Genomic DNA, 17,737 nt, shown 5'->3' with positions numbered 1-17,737 from the left:
AGGGGAGCACATGCCCCCCCGAGGTTAAACGGTTGTATCGAGGCTGTTAGCTCAGCCTTCGATCTCGATCAGGATCTCGCCCGGATTGACCCGGTCGCCCTTGGCGACATGAATGGCGGTGACCTTGCCGGCGATAGCCGCCTGCACTTCGGTTTCCATCTTCATGGCTTCGGTAATAAGCACCGCTTGGCCGGCCTTCACCACATCGCCCTCCTTGACCAGCACATCGACGATGTTGCCCGGCATGGTGGTGCTGACATGGCCCGGCGCAGTGGCTTGTTTGCGCTTGCTGCTGCCGCCGCCGACAAACTCATTGAGCGGTTCGAACACGACCTCTTCGGGCATGCCATCGATGGACAGGTAGAAGTGACGCTTGCCTTCAGCCTTGACGCCCACGCCGGTGATGTCGACGCGGTAGGTTTCGCCGTGAACATCGATGACGAACTCGGTCGGCACGCCTTCACCACCCGCCGAGCTCACACTGCCCGCCTCAGGGATTGGCAACAGCACTTCCGGGGTCAGGGTGCCGGCTTCGCGTTCTTCGAGGAACTTGCGCCCGATGTCCGGGAACATGGCGTAAGTCAGTACGTCTTCTTCGGATTTGGCCAGTGCGCCGATTTCGCCACGCAGCTTGGTCATTTCCGGCTTGAGCAGGTCGGCCGGACGCACATCGATCACGTCTTCGCTGCCGATGGCCTGGCGGCGCAGCTTCTCATTCACCGAACCCGGAGCCTTGCCGTAGCCACCCTGCAAATAGAGCTTCACTTCGTTGGTGATGGTCTTGTAGCGCTCACCAGCCAGCACGTTGAAGAACGCCTGGGTGCCGACGATCTGCGAGGTCGGGGTCACCAGCGGCGGGAAGCCAAGGTCTTCGCGCACCCGTGGAATCTCTGCCAGCACCTCGTTCATGCGATTCAACGCGCCCTGCTCTTTGAGCTGGTTGGCCAGGTTGGAAATCATCCCGCCCGGCACCTGATTGACCTGGACCCGGGTGTCCACCGCCGTGAACTCGCTTTCGAACTGGTGGTATTTTTTGCGCACCGCATAGAAATACAGGCCGATTTCCTGCAGCAATTCCAGGTTCAGACCAGTGTCGAACTCGCTGCCCTTAAGGGCTGCAACCATCGATTCGGTGCCCGGATGGCTGGTGCCCCAGGCGAAGCTGGAGATCGCGGTGTCGATGTGATCGGCGCCGTTTTCGATCGCCTTGAGCTGGCACATCGCGGCCAGGCCAGCGGTGTCATGGGAATGGATGAATACCGGCAACGACTGCTCGGTCTTCAATGCCTTCACCAGCTCGCCAGTGGCGTACGGAGTCAGCAAACCGGCCATGTCCTTGATCGCCACCGAGTCGCAACCCATGGCTTCCATTTGCTTGGCCTGGGCTACGAAAGCCTCAATGGTGTGCACCGGGCTGGTGGTGTAGGCGATGGTGCCCTGGGCGTGCTTGCCGGCGGCTTTCACCGCCTCGATGGCGACCCGCAGGTTACGCACGTCGTTCATCGCATCGAAAATACGGAACACATCGATGCCGTTGACCGCAGCCTTGGCCACGAACGCCTTGACCACGTCATCGCTGTAATGGCGATAGCCCAGCAGGTTCTGACCACGCAGCAGCATTTGCAGGCGAGTGTTGGGCAGCGCCGCACGCAGTTGGCGCAAGCGCTCCCACGGGTCTTCCTTCAGGAAGCGCACGCAGGCGTCGAATGTTGCGCCGCCCCAGACTTCCAACGACCAATAGCCGACTTTGTCGAGCTTGTCGCAGATCGGCAGCATGTCTTCGGTGCGCATGCGGGTAGCGAGCAGCGATTGGTGAGCGTCGCGCAGGATCGTATCGGTTACGTGAATCTTCTTGGACATTGTTATTTTCCTTACAGGCCTGCGTGGGCGGCAATGGCGGCGGCGATGGCCAGGGCCAGCTCTTCGGGTTTGCGCTTGATCGAGTAGTTGGTCAGCTCAGGATGGCTTTCAACGAAGCTGGTATTGAACTGGCCACTACGGAATTCCGGGTTGCGCAGGATTTCCTGGTAATACGCCGCGGTGGTCTTGACCCCTTGCAGACGCATGTCGTCCAGGGCCCGCAGGCCACGGTCCATTGCTTCTTCCCAGGTCAGCGCCCAGACCACCAGCTTCAGGCACATCGAATCGTAGAAGGGCGGAATGGTGTAGCCGGTATAGATCGCTGTGTCGGTGCGCACGCCCGGGCCGCCCGGGGCGTAGTAGCGGGTGATCTTGCCGAAACTGGGCAGGAAGTTGTTTTTCGGGTCTTCGGCGTTGATCCGAAACTGCAGCGCGAAGCCACGGTGATGAATGTCTTCCTGCTTGACCGACAACGGAAGGCCGGAGGCGATGCGAATCTGTTCACGAACAATGTCGATGCCGGTGATTTCTTCGGTGATGGTGTGTTCCACCTGCACCCGGGTGTTCATCTCCATGAAGTACACCTCGCCCTCGGCGAGCAGGAACTCCACGGTGCCGGCGTTCTCGTAGCCCACAGCCTTGGCGGCGCGCACCGACAGGTCACCAATGTAGGCGCGCTGCTCAGGCGTCAGTTGCGGGCTGGGGGCGATCTCGATCAGCTTCTGGTTGCGACGCTGGATCGAGCAATCACGCTCGAACAGATGCACCACGTTGCCAAAACTGTCACCCAGGATCTGCGCTTCGATGTGCTTGGGATTGACGATGCATTTTTCCAGGAACACTTCCGCCGAACCAAAGGCCTTGGTGGCTTCGGAAATGACCCGCGGGAAAGCCTGTTCGAGTTCTTCGCGGCTGTTGCAGCGACGGATACCCCGACCGCCACCACCGGACGTAGCCTTGAGCATCACCGGGTAACCAATGCGGTCGCCTTCGGTCAGGGCCTCTTCGATGCCCGATACGTTGCCTTCGGTGCCCGGCGTGACCGGTACGCCGGCCTTGATCATGCTGCGACGCGCTTCGGTCTTGTCGCCCATGCGGCGAATGACTTCAGCCGACGGACCGATGAATTTGATCCCGCGCTCGGCGCAGATGTCCGCCAGCTCGGCGTTTTCCGAGAGAAAGCCATAACCGGGATGCAACGCATCGCAACCGGTTTCCACGGCCAGGTTCACCAGTTTGCGCGGGTTGAGATAGCCGGCCAGCGGATCGGCGCCGATGCTGTGGGCCTCGTCCGCACGCTTGACATGCAACGCATGACGGTCAGCGTCGGAATAGACCGCGACCGAGCGAATGCCCATCTCGGCGCAAGCGCGCACGATGCGGACGGCAATCTCACCACGGTTGGCGATCAGGATCTTTGTTATCAATTGGAGGTTCCCTTGAGCCGGTGGTACCACGACCTGGAGCTTCAGGTCGACGCGTGACCAGATGTAACAATCGGTCGCAGCACCACACTAGTCCTGGCTGTTGATTAACAAAAATGAATATTTATTGGGTCGTGCATAAGCAAAGACTTATAGTTGACTCATCCGCCCCGCTCGAGAGCCTATAGAAAATGCGTAAGTCATTGATGCGTATGACATTGCGTCAACTGCAGATTTTCAATGAGGTGTGCGACCTGAGGTCCTACAGCCGCGCAGCCGACGAAATGTCTCTCACACAACCGGCCGTTAGCCTACAGATTCGATCACTTGAGGAGCTGATTGGCCAGCCGCTGTTTGAGTACGTTGGCAAAAAACTCTACATGACCGAAGCCGCCGAAGCCCTTCAACGCGCCAGCCGGGACATCTTCGGGCGCCTGGAAAACCTCGACATGCAGTTGTCGGACATGCAGGGCTCGCTGCAAGGCCAACTGAAGCTGGCGGTGGAATCCAGCGCCAAGTACTTCGTGCCGCATCTGTTCGCCGCCTTCAAGCGCCAGCACCCGGAGGTCAACCTGAACCTCACGGTGGTCAACCGCGGCCAAGTGATCCGAAGGCTCTCGGACAACCGGGACGATCTGGTGATCATGTCCATGGTGCCTCAGGACATGGGCCTGGAATTCCTGCCATTTCTCAACAATCCAATCGTCGCTGTGGCGCCGCCCGACCATCCGCTGTGCCACATGGGCCCGTTGCGCTTGCAAGACCTTGAGCCGTATACGCTGCTGCTGCGCGAGCCGGGGTCAGGTACGCGGCTGGCCTGCGAGGAGTATTTCAAGGAGAAACGGGTGCATTTCACCCAGACACTGGAAGTGGCGTCGGCGGAGGCCCAACGCGAATGCGTTCTCGCAGGGCTGGGCGTGGCACTGTTGACGCGCCACGCCGTAAGCCGGGAGATGGTGTCCGGCGCTCTCATCGAGTTGCCGGTGGAGGAGCTGCCGCTGTACCGCAGCTGGTGCCTGGTGCAGGCCAGGGCTAAGCGCCTGTCACCGGTGGCTCACGCCTTCCTGGCGTTCGTTCGCGGCGAGCGTGCTCAGATCATTGGCCTGGTTGAGCGTTTCGACGGGAAGCCGCCGATGTTGCCTGCCAATAGTTGAATTCTGCTGCGTCCGGAAACTCGCTGATTTCGGCCAGCAGCTGGCGCTGCTCACAGCGGTCTTCGATGGCACGACGAAACGCCATGCGGCGCTGGTCTTCCTGCTGACGACGGGTTTTGACGGCGCTGCGTTCTTCGTAGGACTGGGTCATGTCGAGACTCCCAAGACGTATACGGGAGCTTTACGATGAAGGCGCGCGATGACGGTTTGGCGGCGCGAGCGTTACAGAACGATGAATTCGCAGATCCCCTCGCCACAGATGCCCTCAACTTCAAGACCAGCGGTCAATCGTCCAGCGCTTTCACCGACTTGGGTGACAACCGCAAGCTGCGCAGGCTGCGTTTCACGCTCTTGAGGTGATTGACCAAACTTGGGCCGCGCGCCATGGCGACGCCCATCGCCAGCACATCGATCACCACCAGATGGGCGATGCGCGAGGTCAACGGCGTGTAGATCTCCGTGTCTTCATGCACGTCGATGGCCAGGTTCACCGTGGACAGTTCGGCCAATGGCGTCTGGCTCGGGCACAAGGTGATCAACGAGGCGCCGCTTTCGCGCACCAGGTTGGCGGTGATCAGCAGATCCTTGGAACGGCCCGACTGGGAAATGCAGATCGCCACGTCGGTGGGCTTCAGCGTGACCGCCGACATCGCCTGCATGTGCGGGTCGGAATAAGCCGCGGCCGTCAGCAGCAACCGGAAGAACTTGTGCTGGGCATCGGCCGCCACCGCGCCCGAAGCACCGAAACCATAGAACTCGACACGCTGGGCCTGGGACATGGCCGTGACGGCTTTTTGCAACGCCACCGGATCAAGCTTCTCGCGAACCTCCATCAGCGTATGCAGGGTCGTGTCGAAGATTTTCAGGCTGTAGTCGGCGACCGAATCGTCTTCATGGATCGCAAACTGGCCGAAGCTCGCACCCGCGGCGAGGCTTTGCGCCAGCTTGAGTTTCAGGTCCTGGAAACCCGAACAACCGATGGCTCGGCAGAAACGCACAATGGTCGGTTCGCTGATGCCGACGCTGTGGGCAAGATCGGCCATGGAGCTGTGCATCACGGCCGCAGGATCAAGCAATACGTGATCGGCGACTTTCAGCTCCGACTTGCGCAGCAGATGGCGTGACTGGGCGATGTGTTGCAACAGGTTCAAGGGATTGGACTCTTGTTATTGGCAGAAGCCGGGATGTAGCAAGCTTGTAGTTATACTACAAGAATCGGCTTTTTGCCCGCCCAATCCGTAACTCAATCTCCCGGTTTCATGCCGCATGCACGCCATGTAGCAACGGCGGGCTAGCAATCATCCCGATTAGCCCATAACAGCGCGGCCAACCCTTGTGCTTCAACCGGTCGGCTGATGAGATAGCCCTGAACCTCATCACATTGTTCGGCTTTCAGAAACTCGAGCTGCTCTGGCCGCTCGACGCCTTCGGCCACCACTTTGAGCGACAACCCATGGGCCATTGCAATGATTGCCCGGGTAATGGCCGCGTCTTCGCTACCCTCCGTCAGCCCACGAATGAACGCCTGATCGATTTTCACGTAATCCACAGGGATGCGTTTGAGATAACTCAGAGACGAATAGCCGGTACCAAAGTCATCGATCGCCAGCTTGACCCCGAGGTCGCGCAATTGCTGGAACGTCGCGATGATGTGCTCAACGCTGTCGAGCAACTGGCTTTCAGTCAGTTCCAGTTCCAGGTATTGCGGCGCCAGACCGGTTTCCTCCAGCACTTGCCGAACCAGGCTGACCAGCTTGCCTTGGCGCAACTGATGAACCGACAGGTTGACCGACACCCTGATCGGCGCCAGCCCCTCACGCTGCCATTGGCACGCCTGCCAACAGGCCTGGCGCAACACGAACTCGCCGATCGGCCCGATCAGCCCGGTCTCTTCGGCCAGGCTGATGAAGTCTCCCGGCGGAACTCGGCCCATGACCGGATGATCCCAACGCACCAACGCCTCGGCGGCGTTAAGGCGGCCGGTCGCCAGGCACAATTTGGGTTGATAGAAAACCTTCAACTGCTGCTCTTCAAGGGCCTTGCGCAGCTGATTCTCCAGTTGCAGGCGCTCCAACGTGCTGGCCTGAAGGCTGTCGGTATAGAACTGGAAATTGTTGCCGCCCAGATGCTTGGCATGTTGCATGGCCATGTTCGCCTGACTGACCAGCGTGGAAATTTCCCTCGCATTGTCGGGCAACATGCTGATGCCGATCGAGGCGCTGACCACCAGTTCGTGGCCCTCGATGGTGAGCGGCAGGCGCAGCTTGGCGGACAGGCGGGTCGCCACCCGCGCCAGGCTGGAAAGGTTGCCGTAGGCGTCGAACAGCACCCCGAACTCATCGCCAGACAAGCGGGCGATGGTGTCCGCTTCGGGCAACGCATTGATCAGGCGGCGGGCCATCTTCTGCAACAGTTGGTCAGCAACATCATGGCCGAGGCTATCGTTGAGGAGCTTGAAACGGTCCAGGTCGATATGCAGCAGTGCCAGGCTGCGTCGTCCGCCCTGACGCACCCGCTGGTGGGCTTCGTGCAGGCGCTCACGGAATAACGAGCGGTTCGCCAGCCCGGTGAGTTCGTCGTAATGGGTCAGGTAGCGCATTCGCTCTTCGGACTCGCGCCGGGCCGAAAGATCGGCGAAGAAGCCCACGATATGGCTCACATTTCCCCGCGCATCGCGCACCACGTTCAGTTGCAGCCACTGGGGATACAACTCGCCATTGGCCCGGGCCTCCACCAGTTCACCTTGCCAGGTGCCGTGCTGCTTGAGCGCCTGGCGGATAATCGGGTAGTGCCGGCGGGCATCACGACTGCACGGCAGGTCGACGACATTGCGTCCCAGCATGTCATCGATATTAAAACCGGTGACCCGCGTGAACGCCTGGTTGGCGGCCAGCAGTGCGTAATGCGGGTCAAAAATCACAATGCCTTCGCTGGCGGCCTCGAAAACCGTGGCCGCCAATTGGCGCTGTTGCTCGAGTTCCTTGCTGGTGCTGATGTCTCGCCGGGTGCCGACCATGCGCAGCACGCGGCCACTCGGGCTGCGCTCCACGGCCCGACCGCGGTCTTCGATCCAGACCCAATGGCCATCGCCGTGACGTACGCGGTATTCGATCTGGTAGTCCTCGCTGCGGCCTTTGAGGTGCTCAACGAGGGCGCGTTTGAGGGCCGGCACGTCTTGAGGATGCAGACGCGGGGTCAGGTGACTGAGCATCGCTGTGATGTACTCAGGCTCCAGGCCGAACAGTTCCTTGAGCTGGGTGTGATGGACTTCGTCGGTTTGCAGGTTCCAGTCCCAGAGCCCCAACTCACTGGCCTTGAGCGCCAGGTCAAGACGGGCTTCGCTCTTGCTCAGGGCCTGGCTGGTCGCCTCCAACTCGAGGCTGCGCTGTACCACGCGCGCCTCCAGCCCTACCTGGGCCGACCGCAGTTTTTCCTCGGCGCTGCGGCGTTGTTCGACTTCCCGGCCGAGTGCCTCGTTGAGCTGTGCGCTACGCGCTTGCGCCTGCTGCAAATGCTCGATCAGCGCCTGATTCTGGAACCTTCGCAGCATGCCACTTTGTATCAACCGGTTGACCTGCCAGGCCACCACGCTGAGCGAGACGAGTACGACCAGTCCGAGCCAACCCCATCCGCGCTGTTGCTCATCGCCGCCCCAGAACAGATAACCGATGGCCGGCAACAGGCACGGTAAGGTAAAGGACAAAAACGCCGGAAGGCTCACGGCATAGGCAACGCTGGCTGACAAGGTGGCCGCGCCAATCAGGCCGAATACCCAGGCCTGTTGCTGAAAGCTGTCGGCCGGTACCAGTGCAATACCTGCTCCGGCCAATGTCAGCCCGGTCATCGCCGAGCCGAGCAAAAACATTCGCAACCATATCGGGTGCGCCTGGCGGCTGGGTATCGCCGAATCGAAGGCTGCCACCTGAATGACTCGTAGCGCTACCAGCGAGAGCAACCAGACCAGCCAGACGCTGACCTGAAAATGACGCGAAGGCCCCCACAACAACGCGGCGCAAACCAGGCCGTTGACCAACATGAACAGCGTGGGCAGCAGCGAACCCTGATACAACAGCCTTGTGCGTTCGACCGCCATTTCCGTGGCGTACTGCTTGCAGATGATCCGTGGCTCCACACAGGGGCCCGCCAGATCGGAATTTAGGGTCATAGGCACTGTTCTTGTTCTTATTCAGCGGAGCATGGAGAACCCGAAACATGCAGCGAGCATACACAAGGCAACGGCCATCCCACACTGCCCAAGCTCATAAAAATGCTGAAAAAGTCGCTATTTCATTGGGTCGCGAGCCCTTCAAGCGAGCCCGGCCAATGCCTGTGGCCCATGACCGACCGGTCATCACCGACCGGTCTTTTATCGGCTGGGGCAAAGCTCGGTTTGCCCGGGCTGCCGCCGCACCCTAGAATGCCCCGATGCGCGATGATCTCTCCCTTCTGCTGAACTCCCTCAACGATGCCCAACGCCAGGCCGTAGCGGCCTCCGTGGGTCGTCAGTTAGTCCTGGCCGGTGCCGGCTCCGGTAAAACCCGGGTGCTGGTGCACCGTATCGCCTGGTTGATCCAGGTCGAGAACGCCTCGCCCCATTCGATCCTGTCGGTGACGTTCACCAACAAGGCCGCTGCCGAGATGCGCCATCGCATCGAGCAACTGATGGGCATCAACCCGGCCGGCATGTGGGTCGGCACCTTCCACGGCCTGGCGCACCGCTTGTTGCGGGCGCATTGGCAGGAAGCCGGCCTGAGCCAGACTTTCCAGATTCTCGACAGCGACGACCAGCAGCGGCTGGTCAAGCGGGTGATCCGTGAGCTGGGCCTGGATGAACAGCGCTGGCCGGCCCGCCAGGCCCAGTGGTTCATCAACGGCCAGAAAGACGAAGGCCTACGTCCGCAACACATCCAGGCCAGCGGCGATCTGTTCCTGGCGACCATGCGCAGCATCTATGAAGCCTACGAGGCGGCGTGTCAGCGGGCTGGCGTGATCGACTTCTCCGAGCTGCTGCTGCGCGCACTGGACCTGTGGCGCGATCACCCAGGCCTGCTGGCGCACTATCAGAAGCGCTTCCGGCATGTGCTGGTGGACGAGTTCCAGGACACCAACGCCGTGCAATACGCCTGGTTGCGCCTGCTGGCCAAGGGCGGCGACAGCCTGATGGTGGTGGGCGATGACGACCAGTCGATCTACGGCTGGCGCGGCGCCAAAATCGAGAATATTCATCAGTATTCGGCGGACTTTCCTGACGCCCAAGTGATCCGCCTGGAACAGAACTACCGCTCCACCGCCGGCATTCTCAAAGCCGCCAACGCCCTGATCGCCAACAATACCGGGCGCCTGGGTAAAGAGCTGTGGACCGACGGCGGCGAAGGCGAAGCGATCAACCTCTATGCCGCCTTCAACGAACACGATGAAGCCCGCTACGTGGTGGAAACCATCGAAAGCGCACTGAAAACCGGTCTGGCCCGCAGCGACATCGCCATCCTGTATCGCTCCAACGCCCAATCCCGGGTGTTGGAAGAAGCCCTGTTGCGCGAACGTATCCCGTACCGCATCTATGGCGGCCAGCGCTTCTTCGAGCGCGCCGAAATCAAGAACGCCATGGCCTACCTGCGCCTGCTCGAAGGACGCGGTAATGACGCGGCCCTGGAGCGGGTGATCAACGTGCCGACCCGGGGCATTGGCGAGAAAACCGTCGAGGCGATTCGCGACCACGCGCGCCACAGCCATGTGTCGATGTGGGAAGCCATGCGCCAGTTGGTCACCAACAAGGGCATGACCGGCCGCGCCGCCGGTGCGCTGAAGGCGTTCATGGACCTGATCGACGACCTGGCCACCAAGTGCACGGACATGCCGCTGCATTTGATGACTCAGACCGTTATCGAGCAGTCCGGCCTTATCGCCTACCACGAGGCGGAAAAGGGCGAGAAAGGCCAGGCCCGGGTGGAAAACCTCGAGGAACTGGTCAGCGCCGCACGCAACTTCGAGAACACCGAGGAAGACGAAGAGCTTTCGCCACTGTCGGCCTTTCTGGGCCACGCCTCTCTGGAGGCCGGCGACACCCAGGCCGACGAGCATGAAGACAGCATCCAGTTGATGACCCTGCACAGTGCCAAGGGTCTGGAATTCCCCTACGTGTTCCTGGTGGGAATGGAAGAAGGCCTGTTCCCGCACAAGATGAGCCTGGAAGAGCCGGGACGCTTGGAAGAGGAACGACGCCTGGCCTACGTTGGCATCACCCGCGCCATGCAGAACCTGGTGTTGACGTACGCCGAGACCCGACGCCTGTACGGCAGCGAAACCTACAACAAGGTGTCGCGCTTCGTCCGTGAAGTGCCCAAAGGCCTGATTCAGGAGGTGCGGCTGTCCAACAGCGTCAGCCGTCCGTTCGGCGGCGGCCAGCAGCAAAGCACCAGCAGTCTGTTTGGCGGCAGCGACATCCCGGAAACCGGCTTCAGTCTCGGCCAGACCGTGCGACATTCGGTGTTCGGCGATGGCGTGATCCTCAACTTCGAAGGCGCCGGCGCCCAGGCCCGGGTTCAGGTGAACTTCAGCGAAGGCAGCAAGTGGCTGATGCTGGGGTATGCCAAGTTGGAAGCGATCTAGGCGTTCTGAAAGCTTTTTATGTGGGAGCGAGCCTGCTCGCGATAGCAGTGGATCAGGCAACATTGACAGTGACTGACCCACCGCGATCGCGAGCAGGCTCGCTCCCACAGGTCGGATTGCTCACGCCTGCTGCCTTTCCGATAGAACTTGTCCCCCTTTCCTACAGCCAAAAGCCAACAAGCCCTCTTGCGCGGCTGAAGCTGAACCTAACCTGTCACGCAAAAGCCCGAAACACTCTGCCGCTAGCCAGCAACAGTTCACCTGTGCAACATGGCGCGCGTGCTATCCACAAATGGGAATGCCCTTATATGAAACGTTTTCTTAGCATCGCCATGGCGTTATGCATCGGCCTGACGATGGCCATCGACGCCAATGCCGCCAAGCGCTTTGGCGGTGGTAAAAGTTCGGGCGCTGCCCCGACCCACCAGACCAGCCAGATGGCGCCGTCCTCTGCGGCCGGCTCTACCGCGGCTACTGCGGGCGCGGCCGGTGCGGCTGGCGCCGCCACCAAAGCCAGCGGTGCTTCGCGCTGGCTCGGCCCCCTGGCCGGCATCGCCGCCGGTGGCCTGCTCGCCTCCATGTTCATGGGCGACGGCTTCCAGGGCATGCAAATCTTCGACATCCTGATCATGGCGGTCATCGCCTTCCTGGTCTTCCGCTTCATTGCCGCCCGTCGTCGCAAGCAGCAGGAGCAACTGGCTCCGGCCGGTCATGCGCCGATGCAACGTGAGGTGTTCAACCAGCAACCGGCCAGTGGTTCGATCTTCGGCGGTTCGGCAGCACCGGTGGCTGCTCGACCGGTGATCAATGCGCCAGCCTGGTTCAACGAAGAGCGCTTCATCGAAGCGGCGCGCAACCATTTCATGTCCCTGCAGCAACACTGGGATGCGAACGAAATGGACAAGATCTCTGAGTTCGTGACCCCGCAACTGCTGGAATTCCTCAAGCGCGAGCGGGCCGAACTGGGCGATGGCTTCCAGTCGACCTACATCGACAATCTGCAAGTACAGCTGGACGGTGTCGATGATCGCGCCGACAAGACCATCGCCACCCTGACCTTCAGCGGTGTGTCGAAGGACTCGCGCTTCGACAAAGGCGAAGCGTTCAGCGAAAGCTGGAACATGGAACGTCCCCAGGGCGATGACCAGCCTTGGCTGGTGGCCGGTATCCGCCAGAACGGTTGAACCTCTGCGCGTTTTGCATGTTGAAATAAAAGAACCCCGGCTCAGGCCGGGGTTTTCTATTTCGCGGTTGCATCTATAGCGAGCTACTGTATAAACCGCTCCATATAAACCGCGCCATCGAGAAAGAGGATCCCGGACGTGGAAGAAATCATCGAACAATTGCGTGAAGCCAACGAACCCGTGCCGGTTCCACTGGAGTTACCTGACGAAGACTTGCTGGTGGAGATCGAAGAGCAGCTGTTCATCGATATTCCGTTCGTATTCAGAGAGTTTTTGCTGACAGTCAGCGATGTTGTCTACGGCAGCCTGGAACCCGTGACCGTCACCGATCCGCAGTCCCACACCTATCTGCCAGATGTGGCCGCCAACGCCTGGGATGCCGGTGTCGACCGTAGCCTGATCCCGATCTGCCAGGACGGCGACGACTATTACTGCGTCGAAGAAGACGGGACCGTGGTGTTGTGGCAGGCCGAAGAAGAGCTGATTGCCGAAGAAACCTGGGAATCGGTCTGGCACTGGGCCCGGGACGTCTGGCTGGAAAGCTGATCCGCCGCACGCCCGCCGCCGGTCAATGCCCGGACGATTCCTTGTGATTGTCCAGGGTCTCCAGCAAGGCCACCTGCATCCGCGTATGCAGGCGGACGAACCAGCGCCAGAGCAATGCCGCCACGACCGTGGCCACCACCGCGATCAGTACCAGCAACTTGTTGGTCGGCAGAATACTGGCCGACAAGGCTGCCAAGAGCAGGAAAATCATCAGCAGCGAGAGGATCGGGATCACTTCTGCGATCACTCGACGCACGCGCTGGGTGTGACGGCCGGCCATCTCCGGCTTCACGCCCATTTCCGCCAGCAGCATCGACAACGCCTTGAGCTTGCGATACGCGGCAATCAAAAACGGCAGCGACAACAACAACGCCCCGCCCCAGATCAGTGCTTTGTGCCAACTCGGGTCGCTGATCCAGGCTTGCAGGTAGGCCGACATCTGTTCGGCAAAGTAGCCACCGGCGATAAAAATCGCGATGACCAGCGCCAGATTGATGCCCACCTGCAGCAAAATCCGCCGGATCATGGCGGCCACCAGCGCCCCCTCCCCTTGGGGTTGAATGCTGCGAAGCCACTCGCCATACATTCCCAGTACCCTCGACAGCCGTTGTGGCATAACGGCAGCCAGCCTGACCGATAAAGGGTCGGCGGCCCGGATCAGGTACGGGGTCAGCAGAGTGGTCAGTACCGAAACCGCGACCGCTACCGGATAAAGGAAATCGCTGGTGACCTGCAAGGTCATCCCCAGCGATGCGATGATGAAGGAAAATTCGCCGATCTGCGAAAGGCCCATCCCGACTCGCAGCGAGGTCCTCCCGTCGTTGCCGGCAATAAAAGCACCGAGGCCGCAAGAGAGCATCTTGCCCAGCACCACTGCGGCGGTAATCACGGCAATCGGCCAAGCGTATTGGAGCAATATGACCGGATCGAGCATCAGGCCGATGGCGACGAAGAAGATTGCGCTGAACAAGTCGCGTACCGGCTCCACCAGCCGTTCGATTTTCAGCAACTGCCGCGACTCGGCCATGATCGCGCCGATCAGAAACGCTCCCAGCACCATGCTGTATTCCAGCTTGACCACCAGCAGGCAAAAGCCGAAACACAGGCCCAGCACGGTGATCAGCAACATCTCGTCGCTGTCGAACTTCGCCACGTAAGCCAGCAGCCTGGGCACCAGCAATATGCCGATCACCAGGGCGACAATCATGAATAACGACAATTTGCCGACCGTGGAGAACACTTCGCCGGAGCTGACCGTCCCGCTGACAGCGATGCTCGACAGCAAGGCGATAATGCCGATGCCCAGGATGTCTTCGACGATCAGGACCCCGAAGATCAGTTGCGCAAAGCGCTCGTTCTTCATCTTCAGGTCATTGAGAGCCTTGACGATGATGGTGGTCGAGGAGATAGCCAGGATCGCCCCGAGGAACAACGAGTCCATGGTGTTCCAGTCGAACCAGCGCCCGATTTCGTAGCCGATCCAGATCATCAACACAATTTCGAGAAACGCCGCGATGAACGCCGTGGCGCCCACCTTGAACAACTTGCGCAGGCTGAACTCCAGGCCCAGATAAAACATGAGGAAGATGACCCCCAACTCGGCCAGGGTCCTGATCGTCTCTTCGTCGTGGATAAAACCGAAAGGCGGCGTATGCGGGCCGATGATGAAGCCTGCAACGATGTAACCCAGCACCACGGGTTGTTTGAAACGATGAAAGAGTACCGTGACCAGCCCCGCTGCCATCATGATGATCGCCAGGTCTTGAATAAAACTGATGGCATGCATGGTGGGGCTCCCTGTTCATATGACTCATCACAGAGCTGGACGAGTCCGTTTCCTTTGTAGGAAATACCCTCGCAAGGGGCTTTTGAAGGGTACCACCGCGACTTCCGACAAAAAGACAGTGCAATATATGGAAACAGATCCACCGGGGCGTGACGGCAGCCACAGGCGCAGCGTCCCGATACTGGTAGTTTGAAAACCTTCCAGCACCCGCAGAGGTGCACTCCCGAAATTGCTGCCTTGAACCGTGAGTACGTTATGGAACCCGGAAACGCCCAGCTGTCGATGACGGTGCTGATGACCCCCGATATGGCCAACTTCTCTGGCAATGTGCATGGCGGCACCCTGCTCAAGTACCTCGACGAAGTCGCCTACGCCTGCGCCAGCCGCTACGCCGGGCGCTATGTAGTGACGCTGTCGGTTGACCAGGTGATTTTCCGCGAGCCGATTCATGTCGGCGAGCTGGTGACGTTTCTGGCGTCGGTGAACTACACCGGTAACACGTCAATGGAAGTGGGCATCAAAGTCGTGACCGAAAACATTCGTGAACGCTCGGTGCGCCACACCAACAGCTGCTTCTTCACCATGGTTGCGGTGGACGATCAGCGCAAACCCGCCGCCGTCCCGCCATTGCAACCGCAGAACAGCGAAGAAAAACGTCGTTACGAACAAGCCCAGCAGCGTCGGCAAATTCGCCAGGAGCTGGAGAGGCGCTATCAGGAAATCAAAGCCGACGGCCCTTAACAGATCCGCCCGGCTCGCACCCACAGGGATTCGCGTTGATCAGAGGCTGATCGGTACAGCTTCGAACCCTACCCTCGGATGGGTGATCCGGTCCTGGGCGCGTACCAGTTCCAGCTCGTAACTGGCACACGCCTGGGTTTCCAGCAGTACTTCATGTACGGCTGCGGCAGTGAATTCGAGCGCCGCCACCAGGCTGTCTCCCAGCACCACTCGCGCCAGGAACAGCCCCGAGGTCAAGTCTCCCACCCCCACCGGCTGACGAGGGAATGCGAGTAATGGACGACGCAGGTGCCAGCTATCGTCGGCGGTTACCAACAACATTTCGAAGCTGTCCTCGGGCTTGCCCGGATAGGCCAGGTGTTTGACGAGTATCGCTTTGGGTCCGCGGGTCAGGAGCGCGCGAGCCATGGCCAGGCAGTCCAGCAGCGACTGCGCCTTGCGTCCCGAAAAACTGTCCAGCTCCAGCTGGTTCGGGCACATGATGTCCGCCACACCAGCCGCTTCCTCCAGGAGAAAATCGCTCACCTCGGGCGCCACGATGCAACCCTTCTCCGGATGCCCCATGACCGGATCACACAAATAAATTGCCTTGGGATTGCACGCCTTGATTCGCGCCACGCCCGCCAGAATCGCCTGCCCTTGGGCGGCGCTGCCCAGGTAACCGGACAACACCGCGTCACAATTGCCCAGCTCGCCGATTGCGGCGATCCCCTCTACCAATGCCGGTATCTGCTCAGAGGCAAGCACGTCGCCGGTCCACTGTCCGTACTGAGTGTGATTGGAAAATTGTACGGTGTTGAGCGGCCACACGTTCACCCCCACCCGTTGCATCGGAAAGACTGAAGCGCTGTTACCGGCGTGACCGAAGACCACGTGGGACTGGATGGCAAGCAGATGAGGGGTACGTTTCATGCGGGATGTTTCCGTAAAACGAATGAAATTCAAGCCGCGCAGTATGCGACTAAACGCAACCTGTACGACAGACCGGGGACACAGTTAAGCTGACAGCAACTTGTAGGAGCACTTCGTTCATGCTGACCCTTGGAAATATTTTCGTGCTGATGCTGTTGGCTACCGCCGGCGCCTGGCTGTGGCACAACCATGGTTTGCGCGAACGAGCGTTGGCGAGGGTCATGCAACATTGCGCCAACCTCAAGATCGAGCTGCTGGACGGCAACGTGGCACTGAAAAAGATTGGGTTCGTCAAAGACGCCAGCGGACGCCGGCGCCTGGCCCGTATCTATAACTTCGAATTCACCGTTACGGGTGAATCGCGCCACTCGGGCACCATTACCCAGTTCGGGGCCCACAGCGCGCAAATCGAGCTGGCGCCTTACCCAATGCCGTTCGAAGAGTCAGCGCCGACACCGATCGAACCGGTCCAGACCAGGCCCAGGGCCGAAGTCATCGAGTTGAGTCAGTGGCGCCAGGAACACAACAAGTGGAAGCCTTGAAGCAAGGCTGACTCACGGGCACCGACAGTTCGCCAGGCCGGCTTGCAGCGCTGCCACGTCTTGAGGCTCATCAAAAATCAATTCGATTCGTGAGTCCTGGCGCCACTCGCTGGCCTGCCACCGCAGCGTCGCGCCCTCCAGCGCATTGGCTGAAACCCAGCCATCGGCGCTGTGGATAACCATCTTCGCCCGCTTCCAGCCCCAGCCTTGCAGCCAGCGCGTCAACGTCGCCGTGTCCAGTCGCTGACTCGGATGCCAGCGCCAGCCAATACTCCAGCCGCCTTCCTGTTGCTGATACAGGCAGATGGGCGATGTCGGGTCGGTCCAGACGGCCGGCATCTGTCCCACCTCCCTGGGCAGACTCACGTTAGCCACAGCCCCGCTTCCGCGAGCCGCAAGACCTGGCAGTCGATCGATCGGCAAGGCTGCCTGTCGGGTCCAGTACAGGGCAATCTCCGGCAGTTGCGCGGTGATGCCCAGGCGTTCGGTTTCGCTCAAGTGCTCGGATTTGTTCAGCACCACCAACCCTGCATCGGCCAGAGTTTGCCGTTGGGCGTCGGGCAACGGCGTGCCATCCGCCATCGCTCGGGCATCGAGCACCAACACGCAAGGCTGAACCGCCAGCACGCCGAGCCATGGCGTTTCGTTCAGTTGCCGCATCAACTGCGCCGGATGGCCCAGGCCGGAGGGCTCGATAAACAGTCGATCCGGGCGCGCCTTGCGCAGTAAACGAGCGAGGCCGATCTGAAATGGCGCGCCGTTGACGCAACACAAACAGCCCCCGGCCACTTCGCCCAGTGCGATACCATCGGCAGTCTGGGTCAGCAACGCCGCGTCCAGGCCGATTTGACCAAACTCGTTGATCAGCACCGCCCAGCGCTCATTCGCCGGGCGCTGCGCCAGCAATTGCTTGATCAGGCTGGTCTTGCCAGCCCCCAAAGGGCCTGCGATGACGTGGGTGGGAATGTTCTGCAACATA

At 60.4% G+C, this 17,737-nt stretch carries 14 protein-coding genes; 6 read left to right on the top strand and 8 right to left on the bottom strand.

Annotated elements, in window-relative coordinates; all coding sequences use genetic code 11:
* Positions 1-51: 51 nt before the first annotated feature.
* Both oadA and HQ912_RS01750 read right to left on the bottom strand, forming a co-directional pair.
* The gene (gene oadA, locus HQ912_RS01755; protein ID WP_047226700.1) at positions 52-1,860 is read right to left on the bottom strand and encodes a sodium-extruding oxaloacetate decarboxylase subunit alpha; all 1,809 of its coding nucleotides are present in this window, start codon (positions 1,858-1,860) and stop codon (positions 52-54) included.
* Positions 1,861-1,871: 11 nt separating this feature from the next.
* The gene (locus HQ912_RS01750; RefSeq protein WP_047226699.1) at positions 1,872-3,287 is read right to left on the bottom strand and encodes an acetyl-CoA carboxylase biotin carboxylase subunit; all 1,416 of its coding nucleotides are present in this window, start codon (positions 3,285-3,287) and stop codon (positions 1,872-1,874) included.
* Between the two features lie 188 nt (positions 3,288-3,475).
* On the opposite strand from HQ912_RS01750, the gene HQ912_RS01745 reads away from it, so the two are divergent.
* Entirely contained in the window at positions 3,476-4,438 is a 963-nt protein-coding gene (locus HQ912_RS01745; RefSeq protein ID WP_047226698.1) for a LysR family transcriptional regulator, read from the top strand.
* Here HQ912_RS01745 and HQ912_RS01740 read toward each other — a convergent pair.
* The 3 genes from HQ912_RS01740 to HQ912_RS01730 form a co-directional block, all read right to left on the bottom strand.
* Positions 4,380-4,589 carry a PA3496 family putative envelope integrity protein gene (locus tag HQ912_RS01740; RefSeq protein ID WP_047226697.1) on the bottom strand — a complete coding sequence of 70 codons (210 nt, stop codon included), beginning with the start codon at positions 4,587-4,589 and terminating at the stop codon, positions 4,380-4,382. The two genes, HQ912_RS01745 and HQ912_RS01740, sit on opposite strands and share 59 nt — an antisense overlap.
* A gap of 133 nt (positions 4,590-4,722) precedes the next feature.
* Entirely contained in the window at positions 4,723-5,589 is an 867-nt protein-coding gene (hexR, locus tag HQ912_RS01735) for a transcriptional regulator HexR (protein ID WP_003187110.1), read from the bottom strand.
* A gap of 140 nt (positions 5,590-5,729) precedes the next feature.
* Positions 5,730-8,603 (bottom strand): bifunctional diguanylate cyclase/phosphodiesterase, encoded by a 2,874-nt coding sequence (locus tag HQ912_RS01730; RefSeq protein ID WP_173406383.1) that lies wholly within the window; start codon positions 8,601-8,603, stop codon positions 5,730-5,732.
* Positions 8,604-8,863: 260 nt separating this feature from the next.
* Between HQ912_RS01730 and uvrD the strand changes: the two genes are divergently transcribed.
* The 3 genes from uvrD to HQ912_RS01715 all read left to right on the top strand — a co-directional run bounded on the left by uvrD (position 8,864) and on the right by HQ912_RS01715 (position 12,777).
* Positions 8,864-11,047, top strand: coding sequence for a DNA helicase II (gene uvrD, locus HQ912_RS01725; protein ID WP_047226695.1), 2,184 nt, complete (start codon positions 8,864-8,866; stop codon positions 11,045-11,047).
* A 308-nt stretch (positions 11,048-11,355) separates the two neighbouring features.
* Positions 11,356-12,231 (top strand): Tim44 domain-containing protein, encoded by an 876-nt coding sequence (locus HQ912_RS01720; RefSeq protein WP_047226694.1) that lies wholly within the window; start codon positions 11,356-11,358, stop codon positions 12,229-12,231.
* A 138-nt stretch (positions 12,232-12,369) separates the two neighbouring features.
* Positions 12,370-12,777, top strand: coding sequence for an SMI1/KNR4 family protein (locus HQ912_RS01715; protein WP_003187120.1), 408 nt, complete (start codon positions 12,370-12,372; stop codon positions 12,775-12,777).
* 22 nt (positions 12,778-12,799) lie between these two features.
* On the opposite strand, the gene HQ912_RS01710 is transcribed toward HQ912_RS01715, so the two are convergent.
* The gene (locus HQ912_RS01710; RefSeq protein ID WP_173406382.1) at positions 12,800-14,563 is read right to left on the bottom strand and encodes a cation:proton antiporter; all 1,764 of its coding nucleotides are present in this window, start codon (positions 14,561-14,563) and stop codon (positions 12,800-12,802) included.
* Positions 14,564-14,818: 255 nt separating this feature from the next.
* Here HQ912_RS01710 and HQ912_RS01705 point away from each other — a divergent pair, with 255 nt between their 5' ends.
* A complete protein-coding gene (locus tag HQ912_RS01705; RefSeq protein ID WP_047226692.1) occupies positions 14,819-15,304 on the top strand; it encodes an acyl-CoA thioesterase in 486 nt (161 codons plus the stop codon).
* 39 nt (positions 15,305-15,343) lie between these two features.
* On the opposite strand, the gene pdxY is transcribed toward HQ912_RS01705, so the two are convergent.
* On the bottom strand, positions 15,344-16,216 hold the full coding sequence (gene pdxY / locus HQ912_RS01700) for a pyridoxal kinase PdxY (protein WP_173406381.1): 873 nt from the start codon (positions 16,214-16,216) through the stop codon (positions 15,344-15,346).
* A 119-nt stretch (positions 16,217-16,335) separates the two neighbouring features.
* Between pdxY and HQ912_RS01695 the strand changes: the two genes are divergently transcribed.
* The gene (locus HQ912_RS01695; protein WP_047226690.1) at positions 16,336-16,758 is read left to right on the top strand and encodes a DUF3301 domain-containing protein; all 423 of its coding nucleotides are present in this window, start codon (positions 16,336-16,338) and stop codon (positions 16,756-16,758) included.
* 12 nt (positions 16,759-16,770) lie between these two features.
* Here the strand turns inward: HQ912_RS01695 and HQ912_RS01690 are convergent, their stop codons facing one another.
* On the bottom strand, positions 16,771-17,736 hold the full coding sequence (locus HQ912_RS01690) for a CobW family GTP-binding protein (protein WP_173406380.1): 966 nt from the start codon (positions 17,734-17,736) through the stop codon (positions 16,771-16,773).
* Between the last annotated feature and the right edge of the window lies 1 nt (position 17,737).

Origin of the sequence: Pseudomonas sp. MPDS, assembly GCF_013283895.1 — a bacterium.
In the GTDB taxonomy this organism is placed as follows: Bacteria; Pseudomonadota; Gammaproteobacteria; order Pseudomonadales; family Pseudomonadaceae; genus Aquipseudomonas; species Aquipseudomonas rhizophila.
Note: the sequence above shows the minus strand (reverse complement) of the source record. Positions and strands in the feature narration are given on the sequence as shown.

Coding starts and splice junctions, on each gene's coding strand:
- HQ912_RS01690 (WP_173406380.1), bottom strand. CDS start 17,736: ATGTTGCAGAACATTCCCACCCACGTCATCGCAGGCCCTTTGGGGGCT.
- uvrD (WP_047226695.1), top strand. CDS start 8,864: ATGCGCGATGATCTCTCCCTTCTGCTGAACTCCCTCAACGATGCCCAA.
- HQ912_RS01745 (WP_047226698.1), top strand. CDS start 3,476: ATGCGTAAGTCATTGATGCGTATGACATTGCGTCAACTGCAGATTTTC.
- HQ912_RS01710 (WP_173406382.1), bottom strand. CDS start 14,563: ATGCATGCCATCAGTTTTATTCAAGACCTGGCGATCATCATGATGGCA.
- HQ912_RS01705 (WP_047226692.1), top strand. CDS start 14,819: ATGGAACCCGGAAACGCCCAGCTGTCGATGACGGTGCTGATGACCCCC.
- HQ912_RS01720 (WP_047226694.1), top strand. CDS start 11,356: ATGAAACGTTTTCTTAGCATCGCCATGGCGTTATGCATCGGCCTGACG.
- HQ912_RS01740 (WP_047226697.1), bottom strand. CDS start 4,589: ATGACCCAGTCCTACGAAGAACGCAGCGCCGTCAAAACCCGTCGTCAG.
- oadA (WP_047226700.1), bottom strand. CDS start 1,860: ATGTCCAAGAAGATTCACGTAACCGATACGATCCTGCGCGACGCTCAC.
- HQ912_RS01730 (WP_173406383.1), bottom strand. CDS start 8,603: ATGACCCTAAATTCCGATCTGGCGGGCCCCTGTGTGGAGCCACGGATC.
- pdxY (WP_173406381.1), bottom strand. CDS start 16,216: ATGAAACGTACCCCTCATCTGCTTGCCATCCAGTCCCACGTGGTCTTC.
- HQ912_RS01695 (WP_047226690.1), top strand. CDS start 16,336: ATGCTGACCCTTGGAAATATTTTCGTGCTGATGCTGTTGGCTACCGCC.